The organism is Shinella sp. (assembly GCF_035998705.1).
GTDB lineage: Bacteria > Pseudomonadota > Alphaproteobacteria > Rhizobiales > Rhizobiaceae > Shinella.
This window is the reverse complement of record NZ_DASYHH010000033.1, coordinates 192,710-215,384: the sequence shown is the minus strand read 5'-3', so window position 1 is coordinate 215,384 and position 22,675 is coordinate 192,710. Positions and strand designations below refer to the sequence as shown.

Sequence of the window (22,675 nt, the reverse complement as noted above, 5' to 3'; positions counted from 1 at the left end):
CCAAGGAAAATTTATGGCGAACAAGCATGACTAACCATCTGTAAACAAGGTGCCGCATCTTGCCAAGCGCCGCAAAAGCGACAAGGAATTGATGAGATTGGCGGCCGTCTCTTATCGGACGACAGGCCGGCCGGCCACAGATTCGGAGTAAGTCATGGCTTCCAGATTCGACATCGGTTTCGCAAAGACGGCACGCGCCTCGGGCGGTCTTGCGATCCTCCTGCAGATTGCCGACCAGACGGCGGCCGGTCTCGGCGAGGTCGACCCGGAAGGCATCGTCACCCGCGCCGCGGGCGTGGCGAAATTCACCGGCAAGGCGCTGAAGACCCTCGACGTGCTGGCGCCGCACGGTGCTCCCGTCGACCGTATCCTGGTTCTCGGCCTCGGCGAGGTGGCGAAGCTCGTCGCGCACGACTGGCTGAAGGCCGGCGGTGCCGCCGCCGCCAAGATCGGCCGCGCCGACAAGGCGACGATCTACCTCGATGCGCCGGGCGCCACCGTCACGGCGAAGAACGCCGCCGATTTCGCGCTCGGCATGCAGCTCGGCGCCTACAGTTTCGATATCTACAAGACGAAGAAGGGCGAGGACGACGACGCCAGGAACGGCAAGGCCGCCAAGGTGACGATCGTCACCGCCGCCGCCAGCGCCGCCAAGAAGGCCAACGACGTGTCCGACGCGATTGCCGACGGCGTGATTCTCGCCCGCAACCTCGTCAACGAGCCGGCCAATGTGCTCGGCCCCGTCGAATTCGCCGAAAAGGCCAAGGCGCTCGAAAAGCTGGGCGTCGACGTGGAGATCCTCACCGAGCGCGAGATGAAGCGGCTCGGCATGGGCGCGCTGCTCGGCGTGGCGCAGGGTTCCGTGCGCCCGCCGCGCCTTGCGGTCATGCATTGGAAGGGCGGCAAGGAGAAGGACCGGCCGATCGCCTTCATCGGCAAGGGCGTCGTCTTCGATACCGGCGGCATCTCCATCAAGCCGGCCGCCGGCATGGAGGACATGAAGGGCGACATGGGCGGGGCTGCCGCCGTCATCGGCCTCATGCACACGCTCGCCGCGCGCAAGGCCAAGGCGAATGTCGTCGGCATCCTCGGCCTTGTGGAAAACATGCCTGATGGCAATGCCCAGCGCCCCGGCGACATCGTGAAGTCCATGTCCGGCCAGACGATCGAGATCATCAACACCGATGCCGAAGGCCGCCTCGTGCTGTGCGATGCGCTCTGGTACTGCAACGAAACCTTCAAGCCGCAGTTCATGATCAACCTCGCGACGCTGACCGGCGCGGTCATGGTGGCGCTCGGCAGCCATCATGCCGGCCTGTTCTCCAACGACGACACGCTTTCCGCGCGGCTCACCGCCGCCGGCCTCTCGACGAACGAGCGCCTGTGGCGCTTGCCGCTCGGGCGCGAATACGACAAGATGATCGACAGCAAGTTCGCCGACATGAAGAACACCGGCGGGCGTTATGCCGGCTCGATCACCGCCGCGCAGTTCCTGCACCGCTTCGTCAAGGAGACGCCCTGGGCGCATCTCGATATCGCCGGCACCGCCATGGGCTCGCCGACGGACGAGATCAACCAGTCCTGGGGTTCCGGCTTCGGCGTGCGCCTGCTCGACGAGCTGGTGCGCGCGAATTACGAAAGCTGAGGGAAGGGTGAGCGAGGTCCTCTTCTACCACCTGACCGAATCGAAGCTCGAGGACGCGCTGCCGCCGCTCCTCGACAAGAGCCTCGAACGCGGCTGGCGCGTCGTCGTGCAGGCCGGCGACGCGGAGCGCCGCGATGCGCTCGACACGCATCTGTGGACCTTCCGCGAGGACAGTTTTCTGCCGCACGGCACCGACGAGCAGGCGTTCCCCGCCGAGCAGCCGGTGCTGCTGACGACGACGGCCGACAACGCCAACGCCGCCACCGTGCGCTTCCTCGTCGCCGGCGCCGAACCGCCGCCGCTCGACCCCTACGACCGCGTCATCTTCATGTTCGACGGCTACGACCAGACGGAAGTCGAGACCGCACGCGAGCACTGGAAGCGCCTGAAGGGCGAGGGCCACCAGCTCACCTACTGGCAGCAGAACAGCGACGGCCGCTGGGAGAAGAAGGCTTAGGGATCGTCTCCCGAAAATCTCAGTCGTGAAACGCCTCGACGAATTTGCGGCGTCCCAGCATGAAGGCGTCGGCGACGTGGCGCAGCGGCGCGAGGTCGACGTCGGATTTGCCGGCCTTCACGATTTCCGCGAAGCGCTTGTAGAGCATCGGATATTCCTGCTCCGGCTCCTCGTGCACGAGCTTGCCGTCGATGGAGAGTTTGGCGCCGCCCTCGGACAGCACCATCTCGCCGGCCTCCGTCCGGGCGATGATGTCCCAGCTCTGCTTGCCGGTCTGGCGCCAGTCGAAGTCGGCCTTGAGGTCGAGGCCCCTGGCGTCGGAGAAGGTGATCGCGGCGGCGATCGGCGCGTCGCGGTTTTCCGGGAATTCCAGCGTGGCGGCGGTGATGAAGACCGGGCGCGGCAGGATATGGGTGACGATGGAGAGCGCGTTGATGCCCGGGTCGAAGATGCCGAGGCCGCCGGCCTGCCAGATCCACTCCTGGTTGGGGTGCCAGTGGCGCACGTCTTCCTTCCAGATCACCTGCATCGAGCGGATCGCCGTGCCCGCAAGGAAGCTTTTTGCGGCTTCGACGGCCGGCGCATAACGCGAATGCCAGCTGGCGAAGAGCGAAACACCCTTGGCGGCGGCGAGCGCTTCAAGGTCGGCGACTTCGGAAAGCGTCGCGCCCGGCGGCTTTTCGAGGAAGACGTGTTTGCCCGCCGACAGCGCCTTTTCCGCCGCCTCGTAGCGATATTGCGGCGGCATGCAGAGCGAGACGGCGTCGATTGCCGGCACCGCCGCCAGCATCTCGTCGATCGACTTGAAATTGTCGATGCCATCGACCGTGCCGTGGCGGCTTGCAGCGGCGATCAGCTTGTAATCGCTGTTCTTCGCGACGGCCGGAAGATGCTGGTCGCGCACGATCTTGCCGACGCCGACGATTGCGAGATTGATCGGGGACATGGCTCCACCCTCATTTGTATGATGATTTGGCGCTGTTGTAGCAGAACCTTTCGCGGGGGCAAGAGTGCCTCCTCCTCCGCGCCTGCCTAACGTTTGTGCACGATGGCCCAGATCCTATTCGCCTTTCGTCTAATGCCGGGCCTCAGACCGGGAAAACCTGGTCCCGGACTTGAAACGAACCATGAAATCGGCACTCTGGCGGTGCTTGGCACAATAGCAATAACACGCCATGCGGGGAGGAGTTCTCATGAAGACGCTGCTGGTTTTCAGCCGGCTTATCGACGCTATTACGGCAAATATCGGGAAGGCCGTTGGCTGGCTGATCCTGATCGCCGTGCTCGTCAGCGCCGGAAATGCCGTTATCCGGAAAATGTTCAACATATCGTCCAACGCCTGGCTCGAGGCGCAATGGTATCTGTTCGGGGGCGCGTTCATGCTGGCGGCCGCCTATACGCTGTCGCAGAACGAGCACATCCGCATCGACGTGGTCTACGGCAAGTTTTCCCGCCGGGTGCAGCACTGGATCGACCTGCTCGGCCATTGCCTGTTCCTGATGCCCTTCGTGCTGCTGATGGTCTATTTCCTCGTGCCCTATGTCACGATGTCCTTCCGCTCCGGCGAGGGCTCGTCGAGCGCCGGCGGCCTGATCGTGTGGCCGGCCAAGGCCATCCTGCTTGCCGGTTTCGTGCTGCTCGCCTTCCAGGGCGTATCGGAAATCATCAAGAAGATCGCCATCATGCGCGGCGACATGGACGACCCGACGCCCTACGTGCCGAGCCACGCGCCACTCGACACGGCGATTGCCGAGGAGAAGGGCGCATGATCGAGTTCATTGCGGAAAACCTCGCGCCGATCATGTTCGTGTCGCTGATCGTCTTCCTGCTGCTGGGCTATCCGGTGGCATTCTCGCTCGCGGCAAACGGCCTGCTCTTCTTCATCATCGGCGTGGAACTGGCGCCGCTGTCCGATTCGATCAACCTCTCCTGGCCGCTGTTGAACGCGATGCCGGAACGGCTGTGGGGGGTGATGTCGAACGACACATTGCTCGCCATCCCCTTCTTCACCTTCATGGGGATCGTGCTCGAACGCTCCGGCATGGCGGAAGACCTGCTCGATACGATCGGCCAGCTTTTCGGGCCGATCCGCGGCGGTCTCGCCTATGCGGTCATCTTCGTCGGCGCGTTGCTGGCTGCCACCACCGGCGTCGTCGCGGCCTCGGTCATCGCCATGGGCCTGATCTCGCTGCCGATCATGCTGCGCTACGGCTACGACCGGCGGGTCGCCTCCGGCGTCATCGCGGCGTCCGGCACGCTCGCCCAGATCATCCCGCCGTCGCTCGTGCTGATCGTGCTTGCCGACCAGCTCGGCCGTTCGGTCGGCGACATGTATGCCGGCGCGCTCATCCCGGGCCTGGTGCTGACCGGGCTCTACATGCTCTATATCCTGCTGATGACCTTCCTGAAGCGGGATTCCATGCCGGCATTGCCGCTGGAGGCGCGGTTGCTCGGTTCCGGTGTCACCTCGCTCATCATCGCCTTGCTGGTCGCCGCCGGCTTTGCCTATGCGGCTCATGTCTACCTGTCGCCGACGCAAGGGGCGAATGCCGATATCCTCGGCGCCACCTGCGGCGTCGCCTTCATCTATGTCGTGGCGCTCGTCGACAAAACGATGAACATCAACATGATGTCCAGGCTTGCCCAGCAGGTCATCATCGTGCTGATCCCGCCGCTGGCACTGATCTTCCTCGTGCTCGGCACCATCTTCCTCGGCATCGCGACGCCGACGGAAGGCGGCGCGATGGGGGCGGTGGGTGCACTGGTCATGGCGGCGGCCAAGGGGCGATTGAGCATGGAGGTGGTGCAATCCGCCCTTGCCGCCACGACCCGCCTGTCGGCCTTCGTGCTGTTCATCCTGATCGGCGCGCGCGTCTTCTCGCTCACTTTCTACGGCGTGAACGGGCACCTGTGGGTGGAGCACCTGCTGGTCTCCATGCCGGGCGGCGAGACGGGCTTCCTGATCGGGGTGAACATCCTGGTCTTCTTCCTGGCGTTCTTCCTCGATTTCTTCGAACTCGCCTTCATCATCGTGCCGCTGCTCGCACCGGCCGCCGACAAACTCGGCATCGACCTCATCTGGTTCGGCGTGCTGCTCGGCATCAACATGCAGACGAGCTTCATGCACCCGCCCTTCGGCTTCGCGCTGTTCTACCTGCGTTCGGTCGCCGCCAAGGTGCCGTATCTCGACAAGGTGACGGGCAAGGTGACCCAGCCGGTGACGACGGGGCAGATCTACTGGGGCGCAGTGCCCTTCGTCGGCATCCAGATCCTCATGGTCGGGCTGACCATCATGTTCCCGCAGATGGTCATGCACTACAAGGGCGAGGGAACCGGCATCGACCCGGCGACGATCAAGATCGAGGTGCCCGGCTTCGGCGCCAATGGAGGCGGCATGACGCTGCCCGACAACGGCGGCGGTCTAGGCCTTCCCGGCGGCCTGCAACTGCCCGGCGGCAATCCGCTGGAAGGTGGGGAGCAGAAGCCGGCCGAGGGCGGTGAGCAGAAACCGGCAACGGACCTGTCCAGCCCACCGTCCTTCAATTGAAGAACTGCCAATGGGGCTGGCGCAAGCCGGCCCCTCAGACTGATGGCGACGTCCCGCCAACCTCTCCTGCGTCACGGTCGGGCCTGACCCGACCATCCACCCTCCGGGTGCTGCGGTGGGTCCTCGGCTCAAGGCCGAGGATGACGTCGTGGGTGGGGTGAGGTCTGTCAACAAACCGAGGGATCGCCGCAAGCCAAAGAAAAACCCCGGAGCAGCGCTGCTCCGGGGTTTTTTATGCGGTTTCCGGCGGGCGCTTACAGCTTGTTGCTGCGCTGCTGGATCATCATGAACGTGTCGTAGTTGTATTCGGCGATCTGGGCGTTGAGGTAGTACTCGCCGCGGAACGCCTTGATCGATTCCCAGATCTTCTTGAAGGTCGGGTTCGAGGCTTCCATCTCGGCATAGACCTCGTTGGAGGCGTCGAAGCAGGCCGACAGGATTTCCTGGCTGAACGGGCTCAGCTTCGCGCCGGCGGCGACGAGGCGCTTGATGGCCGTCGGGTTCAGGTAGTCGTATTTCTGCAGCATGTTGGCGTCGGTCGCCTGGCAGGCGGTGCGCAGCAGCGACTGGTAGGCCTTCGGCAGACCGTCGAAGGCCGCCTTGTTGAAGAGGGCGTGAACCGTCGGGCCGCCTTCCCACCAGCCGGGATAGTAGTAATAGGGCGCGACCTTGTAGAAGCCGAGCTTCTCGTCGTCATAGGGGCCGACCCATTCGGCGGCGTCGATCGTGCCTTTTTCCAGCGACGGATAGATGTCGCCGCCGGCGATCTGCTGCGGCACGACGCCGAGCTTCTCGACCACCTTGCCGGCAAAGCCGCCGATGCGCATCTTGAGGCCGGAGAGGTCGGCGACGGTCTTGATCTCCTTGCGGAACCAGCCGCCCATCTGCACGCCGGTATTGCCGCCCGGGAAACCGATGAGGCCCTGAGTCGCCAGGAACTCGTTGAACATGTCGATGCCGCCGCCATGGTACTGCCAGGCGTTCATGCCGCGGGCGTTGAGCGCGAAAGGCACGGCCGCGCCGAGCGCCCAGACCGGGTCCTTGCCCCAGTAGTAATAGGAAACCGTGTGCGCGGCTTCGACCGTGCCGGCGGATGCCGCATCGGCGGCCTGCAGGCCGGGCACGATTTCGCCGGCGGCGAAAACCTGGATCTGGAAATTGCCGTCCGTCGCTTCGGATACGTATTTCGACAGCACTTCCGCGCCGCCATAGATCGTGTCGAGCGATTTGGGGAACGAGGAGGCGAGGCGCCAGTTGATCTTCGGGCTGCTCTGCGCCAGCGCCGGAGCGGCCAGCACGGTCGCAGCCGCACCACCCACGCCAGCGACACCGGCCTTCTTGATGAATGAACGACGATCCATAGTTTTCCTCCCAATGGCGAGCAGGGTTCCTCTTCCCCACCCTTGTATCATCGCGCGGAAGCTAACCATGTCGGGTTTGGTGTTTCAAGCCGCCGGGAGAAAGAAGGGTGAATGAGACCCCTACGACTTTCGTCTTACGTGCAGCATTTTGCTATCTGCCTGTTTTTTGAGCGTTTCTTCCTTTTCCTGCATAGTTGACAGCCCTCTTTCCGGTTGAAAGATTGGCAGCAACGCGGCAGGGCGAAGGGCAGGGCATGGATATCCGGATTCGCAAGGCCTATCGCGACGAACTGGTCGACATTCTGGATTGGGCGGCGGCGGAAGGCTGGAACCCGGGCCTTGGCGACGCCGCACCCTTCTGGGTGGCCGATCCCGAGGGTTATCTCGTCGCGGAGGCGGACAAACGCATGGTGGGGGCGATTTCGCTCGTCCGCTATGGCGCGCATTACGCCTTCCTCGGCTTCTATATCGTGCACAAGGACGTGCGCGGGCAGGGGGTGGGGCTGCGCCTGTGGGAAGCCGCGATGGCGATGGCGGAAGACCGCACCGTCGGCCTCGACGGGGTGGTGGCGCAGCAGGAGAACTATCGCAAATCCGGCTTCGCCTATGCCCATGCCAATGTGCGCTACGGCGGCCGGGTGCAATGCACAGCGCCGAGCGACCCGCGGGTGACGCCGGTCTCGCCCGTCCATGTGCCGCTGATCGCCGACTACGATGAACGGTTCAATCCGGCCCGCCGGGAGACCTTCCTGCGCGAATGGCTGAAGGAACAGGAGACGCGCCAGAGCTTCGCGCTGCTCCAGGGCACCAAGGTCTCCGGCTACGGCACGATCCGCGCCTGCCGCGAGGGTTTCAAGATCGGCCCGCTGTTCTCCGACACCGATGTCGGCGCCGACCTGCTGTTCCGGGCACTCGTCGCAAATGTCGGCGCCGGCCGGATCTTCCTCGACATCCCGGCGCCGAATGCCGAGGCGAAGGCGCTCTGCGTGCGCCACGACCTGTCGCCGGTCTTCGAGACGGCGCGCATGTATCGCGGAAAGATGCCGGACCTGCCGCTCAACCGCATCTTCGGCATCACGACATTCGAGCTCGGCTGATAGGTCCTAGTTCCCCGCCATGGCGAGCAGATCCGATCCGCCCACGCCCTTGTGGCGCAGCGTCACGACGGAATAGCCCTCGGCCTTCAGTTGCGCGAGCAGGGCAGGCAGTACCGCGGCGGTGCGCTTGTGGATGTCGTGCAGCAGGATGATGCCGCGGCCGCGCTTGCGCAGGCCTTCCATGGTGCGGCTCGCGACGGAGGCCGGTGAAACCTTGAAATAGTCCTTCGAATCCACGTCCATATCCATGATGATCGTGCCGCGCCGGGAGACGGCGCTGCGCAGCGCCGACGTGTCCGAGAGATAGGGAAAGCGGAAGAAATCCGGCTGGCGGGCGGTGGCGCGCTGCACGGCTTTTTCGCCCTTGCGGATTTCCGCCATCGCCGCATCGAAGGCGAGATAGCGCAGGTTGGCATGACGATAAGTATGGCTGCCGATCGTATGGCCGCGGGCGACGACCTTGCGGGCGATCGCCGGATAGGCATCCGCCATCTGGCCGACCATCAGGAAGGTCGCCTTGACGTGATAGGCGTCGAGCGTGGCGAGGATCGCTTCGGTGCGACCCGGCACCGGGCCGTCGTCGAAGGTCAGCACGACCTCCTTGTGCCGCAGCTTCAGGTCGGCGAGCGAGGCGACGGCGAGCGTCCGCCCGGCAAGCTCCGTGCGCCCGGCCCAGCGGGCAGGCGACATCGGCACCGGATCATCGGCGTCGAGCACCTTCGCCTGCTTCGCCTCGACGAAGGCGGTTTCGGTGGAGGCGCGCGGTCTGGTCGTGTTGCACCCGGCGAGAAGGGGCAGGACCGCCAATGCGGCAAGAAGCAGGCGGCAACGCATGGGCGCACTCGGCAAGACGATGATCTTGCAAGCACTTTTGTCCGATCATGGTTAATGAAGCGTTGAGGTGGCGGGCGGAACGGGCTTATCCCGCCATCGCCTCCTCGTATTCGGCCGAAAGCTCCAGCCATTGCTCTTCGGCTTCATGCAGCTTGTCGACCGCCATGGCGCGCAGCTTCGCCTTCTCTGCCGCCTTGGCCGGGCTCTTCTCGTAGAGCACCGGATCCGCAAGCTCCGCATCAAGAAGCTGAATCTGCTTCTGCAGCTTTGCCGTCAGGGATTCGATTTCATTGATCTTTTTCTTGAGCGGCGCGTACTGGGCGCGCCGGTCGGCATTCGCCTTGCGCTGGTCGGCCTTGTTTGCCTGCTCGCCGTTGCCGGCCGGTTTTTCCCTGTCGTCCTTCTTGGCCGTCTGGACGATGAGGCTGCGATACTCCTCCATGTCGCCGTCGAAGGTCTTGACCGTGCCCTCGTTGACCAGCCACAGCCGGTCGACGGTCGCCTCGATCAGGTGGCGATCGTGCGAGATCAGGATGACGGCGCCCTCATAATCGTTCAGCGCCTCGATCAGCGCGCGGCGGCTGTCGATGTCGAGATGGTTGGTCGGCTCGTCGAGGATCAAGAGGTTCGGCGCGTCGAAGGCGGCAAGGCCCATCAGCAGGCGGGCCTTCTCGCCGCCGGAGAGGTCCTTGGCGGCCGTCGACATCTTCTCCGTCGCAAGCCCCATCTGCGCCACGCGGGCGCGCACCTTGGCCTCCGTCGCCTCCGGCATCAGCCGGCGCACATGCTCGACGGGCGACTGGTCGGGAATGAGGTCGTCCAGCTGGTGCTGCGCGAAAAAGCCGATCTTCAGACCCGGCGCACGCTTCACCGCGCCCGATTCCGCCTCCAGCCGACCGGAGATGAATTTTGCAAAAGTCGACTTGCCGTTGCCGTTCGAGCCGAGCAGCGCGATGCGGTCGTCATTGTCGATGCGCAGGTTGATCTGCTTGAGGATCGGCTGTCCCGGCGTGTAGCCGACCGCCCCGCCTTCGATCGCGATGATCGGGGAGGCGGGCTGGCGCTCCGGCTCGGGGAAGGTGATCGGCTGCACATGCGTCTCGATCACGGCAGCGATCGTGCCCATGCGCTCCAGCGCCTTGACGCGGCTCTGCGCCTGCTTGGCCTTGGTGGCCTTGGCCTTGAAGCGGTCGATGAAGCTTTGCAGGTGTTTTCGCGCGGCGTCGTTCTTCGCCTTCGCCTTCATCTGCAATTCGTCGTTCTCGGCCTTCTGCCGTTCGAACTGGTCGTAGGAGCCGCGATAGAAGGTGAGCTTCTGCTGGTCGAGATGCACGATGGCGTTGACGGCGGTGTTGAGCAGGTCGCGGTCGTGGCTGATGATGATGACGGTGTGCGGATAACGCCGCACATAATCCTCCAGCCACAGCGTGCCTTCGAGGTCGAGATAGTTGGTCGGCTCGTCGAGCAAGAGCAGGTCCGGCTCGGAAAACAGCACGGCCGCCAGCGCCACGCGCATGCGCCAGCCGCCGGAAAAGCTCTTGGCCGGCCGCTGCTGCGCCTCGTGGTCGAAGCCGAGGCCGGCAAGGATGCTCGCCGCGCGCGATTGCGCCGAATGCGCGCCGATATCGGTGAGCCGCGTCTGGATTTCGGCGATGCGGTGCGGATCGGTCGCGGTCTCCGCTTCCTTGAGCAGCGCGGCGCGCTCCTTGTCGGCGGCCAGCACGATCTCGATCAGCGCGTCGTCCGTGCCCGGCGCCTCCTGCGCCACCTGGCCGATGCGCGCGTTCTTCGGCAGCGAGATGCTGCCGGCTTCCGAGGCGAACTGGCCGGTGATGATGCGGAAAAGCGTGGACTTGCCGGTGCCGTTGCGGCCGACGAGACCCACCTTCACGCCGCTCGGCAGCGAGAGGGATGCGTTTTCGATGAGGAGACGCCCGGCAATGCGGGCCGTGAGGCCGGAAATCGTGATCATTCCGGGTCTATAGAGCAATTCCAGCAAAAGTGCGAAGCGGTTTTGCGTCCGGAATCGCGTTAAAAAAGCAGGCGCCCGGTCAAGGCAAGGGGCGCGTCAGGCGGCCGACCCGGAACGGTAGCCGCGGCCCGCCCGATCGGCGACCTCGGCCGAGTAGATGCGCAGCGCAATGCCGGTTTCGGCGGCATAGGCGAGCGCCTGGTCGGCCTGCTCGTAGAGCATGGCGGGTGCGCTCGCCGAATCGCTGAGCGAGACACCGGCCGTCAGCGTCAGGAAGCCGGCCGGCAGCTCGCGGTCCATGAAGGGAAACGGTTTTTCCGCGACGCGAACGGCGATGCGGCGCGCGATGGTGACCGCGATCTCGCGGGTGACATCCGACAAAAGCAGGCAGAACAGGTCCGGCCCGGTGCGCGCGACGAAATCGTCCTTCTTGACCGAGCGGCGGAAGATGGCGGCAAGCCGCTTCAGCGTCTTTTCCGCCGCACCCGCCGGGTGGGTCTCGGCGAACTCCTTGAGCTGCTCGACGCGGAACATCAGGAGCGCGGAGGTGCCCGCCGCGTCGCCCTGGAAAAGCGCCTTCATCCGGCCGAGCAGGGCGGCATGGTTGCCGAGGCCCGTCACCGGATCGTGCGTCAACGCCTCGCGGCTGACGGAGAGGCCGGTGCGCAGCCCGTCGAGATGGGCTTGCAGATCGTCGATCTTCGTCGCCGCCGAGCGGTCCATGCCGAGGATGTCGCGCACGAGCGACAGCAGGCGCACCGTGTCGCTGGAGAAATCCGAAATGCCGAGCACCGGATCCGTACGCATGCGGTCGGCGATTTCCTGCAATTCGTGCAGTGCGACGGCGCGGTCGCGGCGGCTTGTTTCCGCGGTCTGGGAAATTTCCGCAAGCACGCGCACGGCTTCCCCCGCGGCCTGGCCGGCGGCCAGCACATTGTGGCTGGGCAAGGAATGGCGCAGCGCGATCGAATCGAGCGCGGCCTGCTCCGGCGCCTTGCCGAGCGCCGCGATCTCGCGTGCCACGCTCGCATTGCCGTTCAGCGCCTCGAACAGCAGCTCGTAGTTCCGCGGCAGGCCGGAAATGCCGAGATTGGCCATCACATGCGCGATGCGCGCCATGATCGGCGGAACGGCCGGCTGCTGGTCTTTCGGGGCGGGGGTGGCTTTGCTGGTCATGAAATGCCGTCGGCTGGGCGCAGCGGTTGCCCCCTGCGCCATGGAATGTCAGTCGGCATAACTATCGGATTGCACCGTTAATTTTGCGTGTGCTGATGAAACGAATTCAACCAAAGTTGACGAAACGCAAAACGGGCCGCACGCCTCGTGCGGCCGCATCGCCCGGATGCAGCCGCACGAAGGGTGTCGCTTGAATTCAGGCTGTCCGGCGGGCGAGCGGGATGACCCGCATCACCTGTCCGATCACGGTGGAGCGCGTCTGTTCCTTGGCGCGGGCCGGTCGGTTCTGCTGGAGGTCGCGCATGGCGGCGGCATAGCCCTCCGCGCGAGCGTCCTTCAGGGCCACCTCCAGCGTCTTCTCGATCACCGGATAACATTCTTCCGGCAGGTAGGCATTGGGGGCGTCCGTGCCATAGACCCGTGCCATCTTGCAAAGCGTACTGCCGAGCAGGGCTGCCCACTCTTCGGTCGTTCTTGCCATTGTTTTTCCCTCTTCCAGGAGGGGAAAGTGCCCTCCTGGCACCAACCCCATGGCAGCGACTATCCCATCACCGAATGCCCGTGCCTGTCACCTGAGTGACAGGGCGGGGCTGCCCTCACAGTCGATGTAGAGCGCTCCCATACCGCACGACTGTATCACCACTATTGCAGGAACCGAAGATAGCACTCCCCCTAAAATTTATAGGAATTTCGAGCCCTCGGTCCTCACAAAATAAATCAGGTCCAGCGTGATACTTGATCCCCCCACCGCCGTGAGTATCCCGTGGCATTGGCCGCGATGATGGGTCTGGTGGTTGAAGACGTGGGTCAGCGCCGGGCCGAGCGGATGGGTGATGATCGCCGGGTTGGTGAGCGGGCTATAGGTGAAGTCGGCCGCGATCTTCTCTTCCGTCAGCGAATCGATGAAGGCCGCCAGGCGCGCGTCCTCGTGCTCCCTTGCCGCCCGCAGGCCGGCGAAGTCCTCGTGCAGGATCGTGTCGAGGGTGGTCGGCGCCTCGCCGCTGCCGGTAAAACGCTTCAGCCAGATGCGGTCGGCGGTGAGCAGGTGGTTCAGCGTGCGATGCAGCGAGCCGAAAAAAGCGCCGACGTTCCGGCGGTAGGCGCCGTCGTCGAGCTTGCCCACTTCGTCATAGAGCGTGCGGTTGGCCCAGGCATTGTAGGCGGCATACATGCGGTAGTGGTCGAGCATCGGGATCTCCGTGATGTGGGGCCGGACTATAGCGGAAGCCTGCATCGCCTGCATGAATGCGACCCATGAAATTATCTGATTTGCGTGACGGGCCGCCCTGCGCTCCAATGCGCCGACACCAGATGACGAGGCTTTGATGACCCGACTGCTTTACGCGCTCTCCGGCGCCGACAGGACCCGCCAGTTTTCGCCCCATGTGTGGAAGACGGTATTGTCGCTCGCCCACAAGGGCCTCGACTATGAGACGGTGCCGGTCGGCTTCACCGAGATTCCGACGATCGAAGGTGGCAGCACGCCGACCGTGCCGCTGCTGCGCGATGGTGACCGCCTGGTGCGCGACAGTTTCGACATCGCGCTCTATCTCGACGAGACCTATCCCGACCGGCCGTCGCTTTTCGGCGGCGAGGGCGGCAAGGCGATGGCCCGCTTCATCGAGAACTGGTCGCAAACGACGCTGCACATGGCGGTCACCCGCATCGCCATCCTCGACATCCACAACCTGCTCGGTCCGGTCGACCGGGACTATTTCCGCAGCAGCCGGGAGGAGCGTCTCGGCGCCTCGCTGGAAGACATTGCGGAAGCCGGCAAGGCGGAGATCGAGGGTTTCGCCAAAAAGCTCCAGCCGCTGCGCAACATGCTGAAGATCCAGCCTTTCATCGGCGGCGCAGACCCGCTTTTCCCGGACTATATCGTCTTCGGCGCGCTGCAATGGCTGCGCACCACGGCGGGCACGAAGGTGCTGGCGGACGATGATCCGGTGGCGGACTGGTTTGCCCGCTGCCTCGATCTGCACGGCGGCGTCGGCCACCGCGTTGCGGCGGCCCAGGCCACCGTTTGACGGCGGCCCAGGCCACCGTGTGACGGCTGCGTGAAACTTCGGCCGTGAAATCGCCAATCGCCGCCACCCCCTTGTTTTGCCGGGCATTGGCGGCTATGGAACCGCCACTTTCACAGGAAAACCAAGGGAAACCGGAAAATGGCGATTGAACGCACCTTTTCGATGATCAAGCCGGACGCGACCAAGCGCAACCTGACCGGCGCGATCACCAAGATGCTCGAAGACGCGGGTCTGCGCGTCGTGGCCTCCAAGCGCGTCTGGATGAGCAAGCGCGAAGCCGAAGGCTTTTACGCCGTTCACAAGGAACGCCCCTTCTTCGGCGAACTGGTTGAAGGCATGACCTCCGGCCCGACGATCGTCCAGGTTCTCGAAGGCGAGAACGCGATCCTCAAGAACCGCGAAGTCATGGGCGCCACCAACCCGGCAAACGCCGACGAAGGCACGATCCGCAAGACGCATGCCCTGTCGATCGGCGAAAACTCCGTTCACGGCTCCGACGCTCCGGAAACCGCTGCGCAGGAAATCAAGTACTGGTTCTCCGACACCGAAATCGTCGGCTGAATCGGATTGTCCGGCTCCGGCCGGACATGACTGATATGGTTGAAGAACCGGGGCCGAAAGGCTCCGGTTTTTTCATTTCAGGGTATCGAACTTGAAGATCGGCTGGCCGGACAAAAGCACTGCTTCGGCCTGGTGATACATGAAGCTTGCGCAACCGCGGTCGAGCCGCATGGCAAAGTCGGTCGCCATGGCAAGCTTCGCCTCCACCGGTTCTGCCGCGAGCACGACGTCGGCAAGGCGGGCGTGGTCACCAGCGGCAAACAGCAGTTCCGCAAGGATCGGTGCCTCCAGCGGGTCCTTGGCGAGCGGCGTCAGCGGGGCCGCCTTCAAAGCCGCCGCCATCTCCGTCCAGAGTGGCCATTGCGCCTGGAACTTGGCGCTGAGCTCTTCCGGCATCTCCGGCACGGCGGTCGCTTCGCCCTTGAGGAAGGGTGTCAGGGCCTCCACCGCGACGAGGCGGTCGATGACGTCGCGCACGGAGAGACCGTCGGCGGTGCGCAGATAACGCCCGGCATAGAACGAGATTTCCGCGAGCACCGTATCGACCTTTGCCGGATCGGCCGCCGTGGCGCGCAGGCTGCGATAGGCGGTCAGCCAGGCGGGGTCGAGCAGGCCCTCCGACCGGATGCGACCGGCGTCGATCTCCGCCAGCACGGCCTGCGCCGCTTTCTCCGTGTCGGCGATGTCGCCCGTATAGTTCAGGTAGGTCATCAAAAAATCCCGCTCCGGCTCGCGGGCGGCAACGATAAAGACGGTGTGGACGGATTTCCGCATCGCCTCGGCTTTCGCGTCCTGCGCCGGCCGCGGCAGGGCCGGGTTGCCGACGAATCCCGGCGCCCAGTTCCAGGCCTGCACCAGGTCCGCAAACCTGTCCGGTTTCGAGGCGGCGAAGGTGGCCCAGGCTTTCGGGTCGCGCTGCGAGGCGATGAGGCCGGCCTGCAGCAGGAGGAGGCCATGCTTGCCTGCGGCCTCGGCAAGCGCTGCCTTTCTCTCGTCCGGCCAGTCGATGACAGCCGCCACGATGCGCTGGCCGATCGACGCCTGCTGGTCGGCCTTCAAGGCGGCGATCGCGGCAAGCAGCTTTTCCGTATCGCCCTGTTCCAGAACCGCCCGGACGGTGGAGATGAGCACGCCGAATTGCGGCAGGCCCGCTGGACCCACGGCAACGGCATCGAAGCCGCCGCGCCGCGCATCGAGCGCGCCGGCAAGGTCGATCGCCTCGCGCACGCCGACGTCGCGCAGGCCGTGGGCAAGCGTGGTGGCGTCTTCCGCCGAAAGCCCGCCGTAGCGGATCTTGAGATAGGCGGCCTCCGCGCCAAAACCGCGCGCCTTCAGCCGCGGCAACGTTTCCCGCCCGGCGAGCACCGTATCGGACAGGGCGAGGATGGCGGCCTTGGCCGGGCAGGCGGCCGGTTCCTGCGCGCGGGCCGCAGCGGACATCACCATGAGGCCGGCGGCGGCCAGGACAGGCAGGACCCTCATGCGCATGCCCTCCGGCGACGAACCATTTCAGGCGGAACGCATGAGCCTTGACGAATATTCGCTCAGAACGGGCACGTCGCCATTTCGAAATGCTCCGGCGTCTTGCCGTCCTTGAAAACTTCGGGGTTCTTGTCATAGCCGGGACCGACGACCAGCGCCTTTGCCGGCAGCGCGCTCTGGTCGAGCGTGGAGGTGACCTCGGCCTGAAGCGTTTGCAGCGTCGCGCCATCCGGCCCGACGACCGAAATCGCTACCTTGTACGGTTTGCCCTTCTTCACGCAGGACAGGTCGGGGCTTTCCAGCGCGACGCGCTTGAGATTGGCGAAAAGCTTGCGCTCCAGCGTCAGCGGCGCGCCGCCCGCCGGGTTCTCGAATTCGGCCTTCACCACCGATCCCTCCGGCACCGGCGCGATGCGGTCGAGCGTGATCATGTAGGTCGCGTAAGCCAGCCGGTAGTTGAAGACGAACATCTTTCCGGTCAGCTTCAGCGGGTCCGCCCCCGTCTCGCGCTGGCACGCAGCGAGCATCAGGGGCAGCAGGGCGATCAGCAGAAACCTCTTCATGGCCGTGGCTCCTCGCGGTTGCGGCGATAATGGCGGCTGGCCTTCGCCCGGTTGCCGCAGACGGCCATGTCGCACCAGGCGCGCGACCGGTTGCGGCTGCGATCGAGGAAGAGCCAGTGGCAGTTCGGGCAGATTTTCAGCCGCTCCGGCTCCGGCTGCGCCAAAAGCATCAGGGCGGAGCGGGCGGTGGCCGTATCGAGCGCGTGGGGCCGGGTGCCCGAGCGGCGCAGCGTCGCCGAAATGGCGTCGAGCAGGTCGGCCATCAGCGCCGGCTTTCCCGCACCCAGCACCTCGGCACGAAAATGCCGGTCGATCGCCTCGCGCAACGCCACCAGCCCGTCGCGGGCGTCCAAGCCGACGGGCTCCAGCGCGCCAAAAAGGTCGCGCTCGGCGCCATGCCGGTTCGCGCCGTCGGGAAAGGCGTCCATCACGGCGGGATCGGCGAAACGGTCGATCCGTCGCTCCGGATCGGCGCGCAGCACGACGGAGTTCGCGACATCGAGGGCAAGCGCGCCGCCGGAAAACCGATGCGGGGTCCAGGAGAAGGTCATGGTGATATTCTAACTGGTAAAAGCAATTTTGCCAGTTATAATTTACCGAACCCGTCCGGAACCGCCATGGCCTATTTCCTCCAGCAGATCGCCAATGCCGTGCCCGTCGCCGCGCTCTATGCGACGCTCGCCTTCGGCTATTCGATCGCCTTTGCCGTGACGCGACGGGCCGATATCGGCTACGGCGCGCTCTTCGCCTTCGCGGCGCAGATGTTCATCCTGTTTGCCGGTTTCGGCTGGGATCGGCTGTGGCTGGCGCTGCCGGCGGCGCTGGGCTTCGGCGCAGCCGTGGCGCTCCTCTACAGCGTCGGTGCCGGCCTGGTCATCGGGCGGTTCGTGATGCGCCCGCTCGCCTTCTCCTCGGATAACACCGTGGTGGTCGCGGCCCTCGGCACCGTGCTGGTGCTGATGGAGACGGCGCGGCTCGCCTCGGACACGCGCAGCCTCTGGCTGCCGCCGTTCCTCAACACGCCGATCGTGTTCTGGGGCGATCCGGCCTTTCCGGTGACGCTGACGGTGCTGCAACTGGTCAACACGGCCGCCTTGGTCGCCATCGTCCTTATCGGCCATGTCTTCCTCGCCCGCTCCGCCTGGGGCCGGCGCTGGCGGGCGGTCTCGGAGGACCGGCAGGCGGCGGAACTGTGCGGCGTGGATGCCGCCGGCGTCTACCTCGCCGCCTATGCCGCCGCGGCGCTGATCGCCAGCCTCGCCGGCATCCTCGCGGTCTCCTACTACGGCAACATGGATTTCGGCGCCGGCCTCGTCTTCGGGGTGAAGGTGCTGTTCATCGCCGCGATCGGCGGGGCAGGGGCGCCCCTGCTCTCGGCGCTCGGCGGCGCGGCCATGGGTTTCGCCGAAACGCTCTGGAGCGCCTACGGCGATTTCCTCTGGCGCGACCTGGTGATCTTTTCCGCGCTCGTGCTGCTGCTGGTGATTTTCCGCCGCGAGCGGCCAGTGCCGTAGAGTTTGTCAGGGAAAAGTGGCAACCGGTTTTCCCGAAAAGACAAACGAAAACAAAAGAGCTAATTACGCCCACTTCTCCCGCGCCCGGTCGTCGCTGTCCTTGGCGTCGACCCAGCCGCCGGTGCGGCCGTCGGCGAAATGCTCCTTCTTCCAGAAGGGAGCGGAGGTCTTCAGGTAATCCATCACGAACGACGCGCCGTCGAAGGCGGCGTGGCGGTGGGCGGCGGTGGCGATGACCAGCACGATGTTCTCGCCCGGCGCGATCTTGCCCACCCGGTGGATGGCGGCGATGCCGAGGAGGGAGAAGCGCGTCACGGCCTCGCGGCAGATGCGCGTAATCTCGGCTTCCGCCATGCCGGGGTAATGTTCGAGTTCCAGTGCGGCGAGGAGGCCGCCCTCATCGCGGCAGAGGCCGGTGAAGGTCACGATGGCGCCGGCATCGCCGCGGCCGCCGGTGAGGCGCGCGGTTTCCAATGCGGCGTCGAAATCGTCCGCCTGGACGCGCACGATGACCGGAGCGTCGCCGGCCACCGTTCAGCCCCCCGTCATCGGCGGGAAGAGGGCGATCTCGCGGGCACCCGCGATCGGCTCGTCGTGCTCGACATGTTCCTGGTTGATCGCGATGCGGATGACGTTCTCGTGCTCCAGCGCATGGGCATAGTCGTCGCCGAGCGTCTTCAGGTGCCGGAGAAGGTCGCCGCCGGTCTTCACCGAGGCGGGCAGGTCGATCTCTTCCTCGCCTTTGCCGATCCGCTCGCGCACCCAGGCGAAATAGACGAGCTTCGTCATCTCATTCGTCCACGATGTGCTTCAGGCCGACCCGGAAATAGTCGTAGCCCGTATACATGGTGATCAACGCAGCCGCCCAGAGCAGGGTAATGCCGATCTCGGTCGTATAGGGCAGCACCTTGTCGCCGGCGGGACCGGCCAGCAGGAAGGCGATGGCGAACATCTGGATCGCCGTCTTCCACTTGGCGATGCGCGTCACCGGCACGCTGACCTTGAGGTCGGCGAGATATTCGCGCAGGCCCGAGACGAGGATCTCGCGGCACAGGATGATGATCGCCGCCCAGATCGTCCAGCCGGCGATTGTCCCGTCGGCGGCCATCAGCAGCAGCACGGAGGCGACCAGCAGCTTGTCGGCGATCGGGTCCAGCATGCGGCCGATATTCGACGTCTGGTTCCAGATGCGGGCGAGATAGCCATCCAGGTAGTCGGTGATCGAGGCCACGACGAACAGCCAGAAGGCCGCCCAGCGCGCGAAATCCGACGATTCCAGCCGCCCTTCGATGAAGAAGCAGAGGACGATCAGCGGTACGGCCACGATGCGGGCGTAGGTGAGGAGATTCGGGATGCTGTATGCGCGGGAAGCCATGGATTCTTCAGTCTCGACTGTTTCCGGCTAGATGAGGTCTTTGTGACAGTGCCGTCAACCTTTGTTTCCGGCAATTCTTGGCGAATTTACGGTTGCCTACCCCGCCGCGTCGTCATGGAAATGGTTGTAGACGATGCGGGCGACCGATTCCGAGATGCCGGCGACCGCCATCAGGTCCGACATGCCGGCGCGCGAAACGGCCTTGGCCGTGCCGAAATGCTGGAGCAAAGCGCGCTTTCGCGTCGGGCCGATGCCGCCGATCTCGTCGAGCGGGTTCTTGACCATTTCCTTCTTGCGCCGCGCCCGGTGCGAGCCGATGGCGAAGCGGTGCGCCTCGTCGCGCAGGCGCTGCACGAAATAAAGCACGGGATCACGCGGCGGCAAGGAAAAGTCGGGGACGCCGCGCGTGAAAAAACGTTCGCGCCCGGCCTCGCGGTCGGCCCCCTTGGCGACGCCGATGGCGACGACCTGGTCGGTGATGCCGAGTTCTTCCAGGATGGCGCGCACCGCCGTCATCTGGCCCTGGCCGCCGTCGATGAGGATGACGTCGGGCCAGGCGGGGAAGGGCAGGTCGGCGGCTTCCGAGCCGGTCTCGGCATTGCGGTCCGGCAGGCCCTCTTCCTTGATGAGGCGGGAGAAACGCCGGGTCATCACTTCCTTCATCATGCCGAAGTCGTCACCGGGCGTGATGTCGGTCGATTTGATGTTGAACTTTCGGTACTGCCCCTTCACGAAGCCTTCCGGCCCCGCCACCACCATGCCGCCGACGGCATTGGTGCCCATGATGTGCGAGTTGTCGTAGATCTCGATGCGGCGCGGCACGGTGGGCAGCTTGAAGGTCGCGGCAAAGCCTTCGAGCAGGCGCGACTGCGAGGCCGTTTCCGCCAGCTTGCGCCCATGCGCCTCGCGGGCATTGGCCACCACATGGTCGACGAGGTCCTTCTTCTCGCCGCGCTGCGGCACGGAGATCGTCACCTTGTAGTTGGACCGCTCGGACAGCGCCTGCGCCAGAAGGTCGATCTCCTCTACGGTTTCGGAGAGCAGGATCTGCCGGGGACAGGGCTTGTCGTCGTAGAACTGGGCGAGGAAGGCGTTCAGTACCTCGGCACCCGTAAGCTGCGGGTCGGCCTTCGGAAAATAGGCGCGGTTGCCCCAGTTCTGCCCGGTGCGGAAGAAGAACACCTGGATGCAGGACACGCCGCCCTCGTGGTGGATCGCAAAAATGTCCGCCTCTTCCACGCCCGCCGGGTTGATGCCCTGGTGGCTCTGGACGTGCGAGAGCGCGGTCAGCCGGTCGCGATAGACGGCGGCGCGCTCGAAATCGAGGTTTTCCGCCGCGTCATTCATGGCCTCGGCCATGTGCGCCTTCACCTTCTGGCTCTTGCCGGAGAGGAAGTCCTTCGCCTCCTGCACGAGCTCGCCATAGTCCGCATCGCGGATCTCGTGCGTGCAGGGGCCGGAACAGCGCTTGATCTGGTAGAGCAGGCAGGGCCGCGTGCGGCTTTCGAACACGCTGTCGGTGCAGGTGCGCAGCAGGAAGGCGCGTTGCAGCGAGTTGATGGTGCGACCCACCGCGCCGGCCGAGGCGAAGGGGCCGAAATAGTCGCCCTTGCGGCTGCGCGCGCCGCGATGCTTGAAGATCGCCGGCGCCCGCGTGTCGCCCGTCAGCAGGATATAGGGGAAGGACTTGTCGTCGCGCAGAAGCACGTTGAAGCGCGGGCGCAGGCGCTTGATGAGGTTGGCTTCCAAGAGCAGCGCCTCGGTCTCCGTGCGCGTCGTCACGAATTCCATGTTCGCCGTCTGGCGAATCATCTGCGTGATGCGGTTGGAATGGCCGCGGCCCTGCGCATAGTTGGTCACGCGCTTCTTCAGGCTGCGCGCCTTGCCGACATAGAGCACGTCGCCATCCGCATTGAACATGCGGTAGACGCCGGGGCTGTTGGGCAGGCGCTTGACGAAGAACTCGATCAGCGCAGCGCCGACGACGCCTTCCGGCACGTCGCCGCCTTCGTTCCAGTCCATGCCGGGTGTCGCGGCGGCGGGCGCGACGGCGCCTTCGAGCGGGCTTTCCTGAAGCTCGTCGTCCTCTTCCGTCTCGTTTTCGTCGTAGAGGATGCCGCCATCCTCCACCTTCCGGCCATTCATTCCGCTATTCCCCCGACATCGGGTGTTTCCCAGGCGAGATGCTGCCCGCCATCGAGCGCTATCATTTGCCCCGTAATGGAGGGCGTGTCGAACAAAAAGCGAACCGTTCGGCCGAATTCCCCAAGCGAAGGGCCACGGCGCAGGATCAATCCCTCGACCTGCGCCTGGAAGGCCGCATCGTCCTGCCGCTCGTTCGGCAGCGACGGGCCGGGGCCGATCGCATTGACGCGCACGCGCGGCGCGAAGCTCTGCGCCATGGTGCGTGTCGCCATCCACAGCGCCGATTTCGAGAGCGTGTAGGAATAATAGCGCGGCGTCGGGTTCCAGACGCGCTGGTCGATGATGTTGACGATCGAGCCTGCCGTGCCGTCGGGAAGCTGGCGCACGAAATCGCGCGCCAGGATGGACGGCGCCTTCACATGCACGGCGAAATGCCGGTCCCAAAGCGCATCGTCGAAGGCCTCGACCGTATCGGGCTTGAACAGCGAGGCGTTGTTGACGAGCAGATCGAGCGGGCCGACCGCAGCGCGCGCGGCCGCGATGAGCTCCGCCGTCGCCGCTCCGTCCGAAAGGTCGCATTGCACGACGGCCGCCGTCACGCCGCGCGCGGCGAGGACGCTGGCGATCGCGTCCGCCTCCTCGCGGGATTCGTTTGCGTGGATGGCGACGGCAAAGCCGTTCGCCGCGAGATCCTCCACAATGGCCTTGCCGATGCGTTTCGCGCCGCCCGTCACGAGGGCCGTCCTGAGGGGGTTCTTCAAGAAAATCCGTCCTGCCGATTCATTTGTTTAACCGGCCCAAGATATAGACATCCCAGCGCAGGCTTAAACTCCCCCCGACAATTGGTTGCAGAAAAATTAACTGCAAAAGCCACTTCAAAGTAATTTGAAGTATATTTTACCAGTTTTCGCACTTGTTG

23 protein-coding genes are annotated in these 22,675 nt (G+C 64.9%); 8 read left to right on the top strand and 15 right to left on the bottom strand.

The window, feature by feature from the left end:
• Nucleotides 1–154 precede the first annotated feature (154 nt).
• Together VGN93_RS29280 and VGN93_RS29275 are read left to right on the top strand one after the other, a co-directional pair.
• Nucleotides 155–1,645 carry a leucyl aminopeptidase gene (locus VGN93_RS29280; protein ID WP_327510407.1) on the top strand — a complete coding sequence of 497 codons (1,491 nt, stop codon included), beginning with the start codon at nt 155–157 and terminating at the stop codon, nt 1,643–1,645.
• Nucleotides 1,646–1,652: 7 nt separating this feature from the next.
• The gene (locus VGN93_RS29275; protein WP_327510406.1) at nt 1,653–2,102 is read left to right on the top strand and encodes a DNA polymerase III subunit chi; all 450 of its coding nucleotides are present in this window, start codon (nt 1,653–1,655) and stop codon (nt 2,100–2,102) included.
• Between the two features lie 19 nt (nt 2,103–2,121).
• Here the strand turns inward: VGN93_RS29275 and VGN93_RS29270 are convergent, their stop codons facing one another.
• Nucleotides 2,122–3,048 (bottom strand): Gfo/Idh/MocA family oxidoreductase, encoded by a 927-nt coding sequence (locus tag VGN93_RS29270; RefSeq protein WP_327510405.1) that lies wholly within the window; start codon nt 3,046–3,048, stop codon nt 2,122–2,124.
• Between the two features lie 247 nt (nt 3,049–3,295).
• Between VGN93_RS29270 and VGN93_RS29265 the strand changes: the two genes are divergently transcribed.
• Both VGN93_RS29265 and VGN93_RS29260 read left to right on the top strand, forming a co-directional pair.
• A complete protein-coding gene (locus VGN93_RS29265; protein WP_327510404.1) occupies nt 3,296–3,871 on the top strand; it encodes a TRAP transporter small permease subunit in 576 nt (191 codons plus the stop codon).
• Nucleotides 3,868–5,649, top strand: a complete 1,782-nt coding sequence (locus tag VGN93_RS29260) for a TRAP transporter large permease subunit (protein ID WP_327510403.1) — start codon at nt 3,868–3,870, stop codon at nt 5,647–5,649. The genes VGN93_RS29265 and VGN93_RS29260 overlap by 4 nt, the downstream gene beginning before the upstream one ends.
• Nucleotides 5,650–5,903: 254 nt before the next feature.
• Here VGN93_RS29260 and VGN93_RS29255 read toward each other — a convergent pair whose 3' ends face one another.
• Complete coding sequence (locus tag VGN93_RS29255; protein WP_319311406.1) at nt 5,904–7,010, bottom strand: TRAP transporter substrate-binding protein; 1,107 nt, start codon at nt 7,008–7,010, stop codon at nt 5,904–5,906.
• 254 nt (nt 7,011–7,264) lie between these two features.
• Between VGN93_RS29255 and VGN93_RS29250 the strand changes: the two genes are divergently transcribed.
• Nucleotides 7,265–8,107 carry a GNAT family N-acetyltransferase gene (locus VGN93_RS29250; RefSeq protein WP_327510402.1) on the top strand — a complete coding sequence of 281 codons (843 nt, stop codon included), beginning with the start codon at nt 7,265–7,267 and terminating at the stop codon, nt 8,105–8,107.
• A 6-nt stretch (nt 8,108–8,113) separates the two neighbouring features.
• Here VGN93_RS29250 and VGN93_RS29245 read toward each other — a convergent pair whose 3' ends face one another.
• The 5 genes from VGN93_RS29245 to VGN93_RS29225 form a co-directional block, all read right to left on the bottom strand.
• The gene (locus VGN93_RS29245) at nt 8,114–8,941 is read right to left on the bottom strand and encodes a polysaccharide deacetylase family protein (RefSeq protein WP_327510401.1); all 828 of its coding nucleotides are present in this window, start codon (nt 8,939–8,941) and stop codon (nt 8,114–8,116) included.
• 85 nt (nt 8,942–9,026) lie between these two features.
• Entirely contained in the window at nt 9,027–10,913 is a 1,887-nt protein-coding gene (locus VGN93_RS29240; RefSeq protein ID WP_327510400.1) for an ABC-F family ATP-binding cassette domain-containing protein, read from the bottom strand.
• Nucleotides 10,914–11,009: 96 nt separating this feature from the next.
• Nucleotides 11,010–12,089, bottom strand: a complete 1,080-nt coding sequence (locus tag VGN93_RS29235; RefSeq protein ID WP_327510399.1) for a GGDEF domain-containing protein — start codon at nt 12,087–12,089, stop codon at nt 11,010–11,012.
• A gap of 196 nt (nt 12,090–12,285) precedes the next feature.
• Nucleotides 12,286–12,570 (bottom strand): hypothetical protein, encoded by a 285-nt coding sequence (locus VGN93_RS29230; protein WP_327510398.1) that lies wholly within the window; start codon nt 12,568–12,570, stop codon nt 12,286–12,288.
• A gap of 198 nt (nt 12,571–12,768) precedes the next feature.
• A complete protein-coding gene (locus tag VGN93_RS29225; protein WP_327510397.1) occupies nt 12,769–13,278 on the bottom strand; it encodes a DinB family protein in 510 nt (169 codons plus the stop codon).
• 136 nt (nt 13,279–13,414) lie between these two features.
• Between VGN93_RS29225 and VGN93_RS29220 the strand changes: the two genes are divergently transcribed.
• Both VGN93_RS29220 and ndk read left to right on the top strand, forming a co-directional pair.
• Nucleotides 13,415–14,116, top strand: a complete 702-nt coding sequence (locus VGN93_RS29220) for a glutathione S-transferase family protein (RefSeq protein WP_327510396.1) — start codon at nt 13,415–13,417, stop codon at nt 14,114–14,116.
• A 138-nt stretch (nt 14,117–14,254) separates the two neighbouring features.
• Nucleotides 14,255–14,677 (top strand): nucleoside-diphosphate kinase, encoded by a 423-nt coding sequence (gene ndk, locus VGN93_RS29215; RefSeq protein WP_050742909.1) that lies wholly within the window; start codon nt 14,255–14,257, stop codon nt 14,675–14,677.
• A gap of 72 nt (nt 14,678–14,749) precedes the next feature.
• On the opposite strand, the gene VGN93_RS29210 is transcribed toward ndk, so the two are convergent.
• From VGN93_RS29210 to VGN93_RS29200, 3 genes are all read right to left on the bottom strand, one after another.
• The gene (locus VGN93_RS29210; protein WP_327510395.1) at nt 14,750–16,159 is read right to left on the bottom strand and encodes a hypothetical protein; all 1,410 of its coding nucleotides are present in this window, start codon (nt 16,157–16,159) and stop codon (nt 14,750–14,752) included.
• Nucleotides 16,160–16,221: 62 nt separating this feature from the next.
• Nucleotides 16,222–16,722, bottom strand: a complete 501-nt coding sequence (locus VGN93_RS29205) for a hypothetical protein (RefSeq protein WP_327510394.1) — start codon at nt 16,720–16,722, stop codon at nt 16,222–16,224.
• A complete protein-coding gene (locus VGN93_RS29200) occupies nt 16,719–17,273 on the bottom strand; it encodes a CGNR zinc finger domain-containing protein (protein WP_327510393.1) in 555 nt (184 codons plus the stop codon). Before VGN93_RS29200 ends, VGN93_RS29205 begins: the two co-directional genes overlap by 4 nt.
• 66 nt (nt 17,274–17,339) lie before the next feature.
• On the opposite strand from VGN93_RS29200, the gene VGN93_RS29195 reads away from it, so the two are divergent.
• Nucleotides 17,340–18,236, top strand: a complete 897-nt coding sequence (locus VGN93_RS29195) for a branched-chain amino acid ABC transporter permease (protein WP_327510392.1) — start codon at nt 17,340–17,342, stop codon at nt 18,234–18,236.
• Between the two features lie 63 nt (nt 18,237–18,299).
• Here the strand turns inward: VGN93_RS29195 and VGN93_RS29190 are convergent, their stop codons facing one another.
• The 5 genes from VGN93_RS29190 to VGN93_RS29170 form a co-directional block, all read right to left on the bottom strand.
• Nucleotides 18,300–18,767 (bottom strand): molybdenum cofactor biosynthesis protein MoaE, encoded by a 468-nt coding sequence (locus VGN93_RS29190; protein WP_327510391.1) that lies wholly within the window; start codon nt 18,765–18,767, stop codon nt 18,300–18,302.
• 3 nt (nt 18,768–18,770) lie between these two features.
• Complete coding sequence (moaD, locus tag VGN93_RS29185; protein ID WP_327510390.1) at nt 18,771–19,025, bottom strand: molybdopterin converting factor subunit 1; 255 nt, start codon at nt 19,023–19,025, stop codon at nt 18,771–18,773.
• A gap of 1 nt (nt 19,026) precedes the next feature.
• A complete protein-coding gene (gene pgsA, locus VGN93_RS29180) occupies nt 19,027–19,611 on the bottom strand; it encodes a CDP-diacylglycerol--glycerol-3-phosphate 3-phosphatidyltransferase (protein ID WP_319311423.1) in 585 nt (194 codons plus the stop codon).
• Between the two features lie 96 nt (nt 19,612–19,707).
• A complete protein-coding gene (uvrC, locus tag VGN93_RS29175; RefSeq protein ID WP_327510389.1) occupies nt 19,708–21,756 on the bottom strand; it encodes an excinuclease ABC subunit UvrC in 2,049 nt (682 codons plus the stop codon).
• Nucleotides 21,753–22,517, bottom strand: coding sequence for an SDR family oxidoreductase (locus tag VGN93_RS29170; protein ID WP_327510388.1), 765 nt, complete (start codon nt 22,515–22,517; stop codon nt 21,753–21,755). The genes uvrC and VGN93_RS29170 overlap by 4 nt, the downstream gene beginning before the upstream one ends.
• Nucleotides 22,518–22,675: the final 158 nt, after the last annotated feature.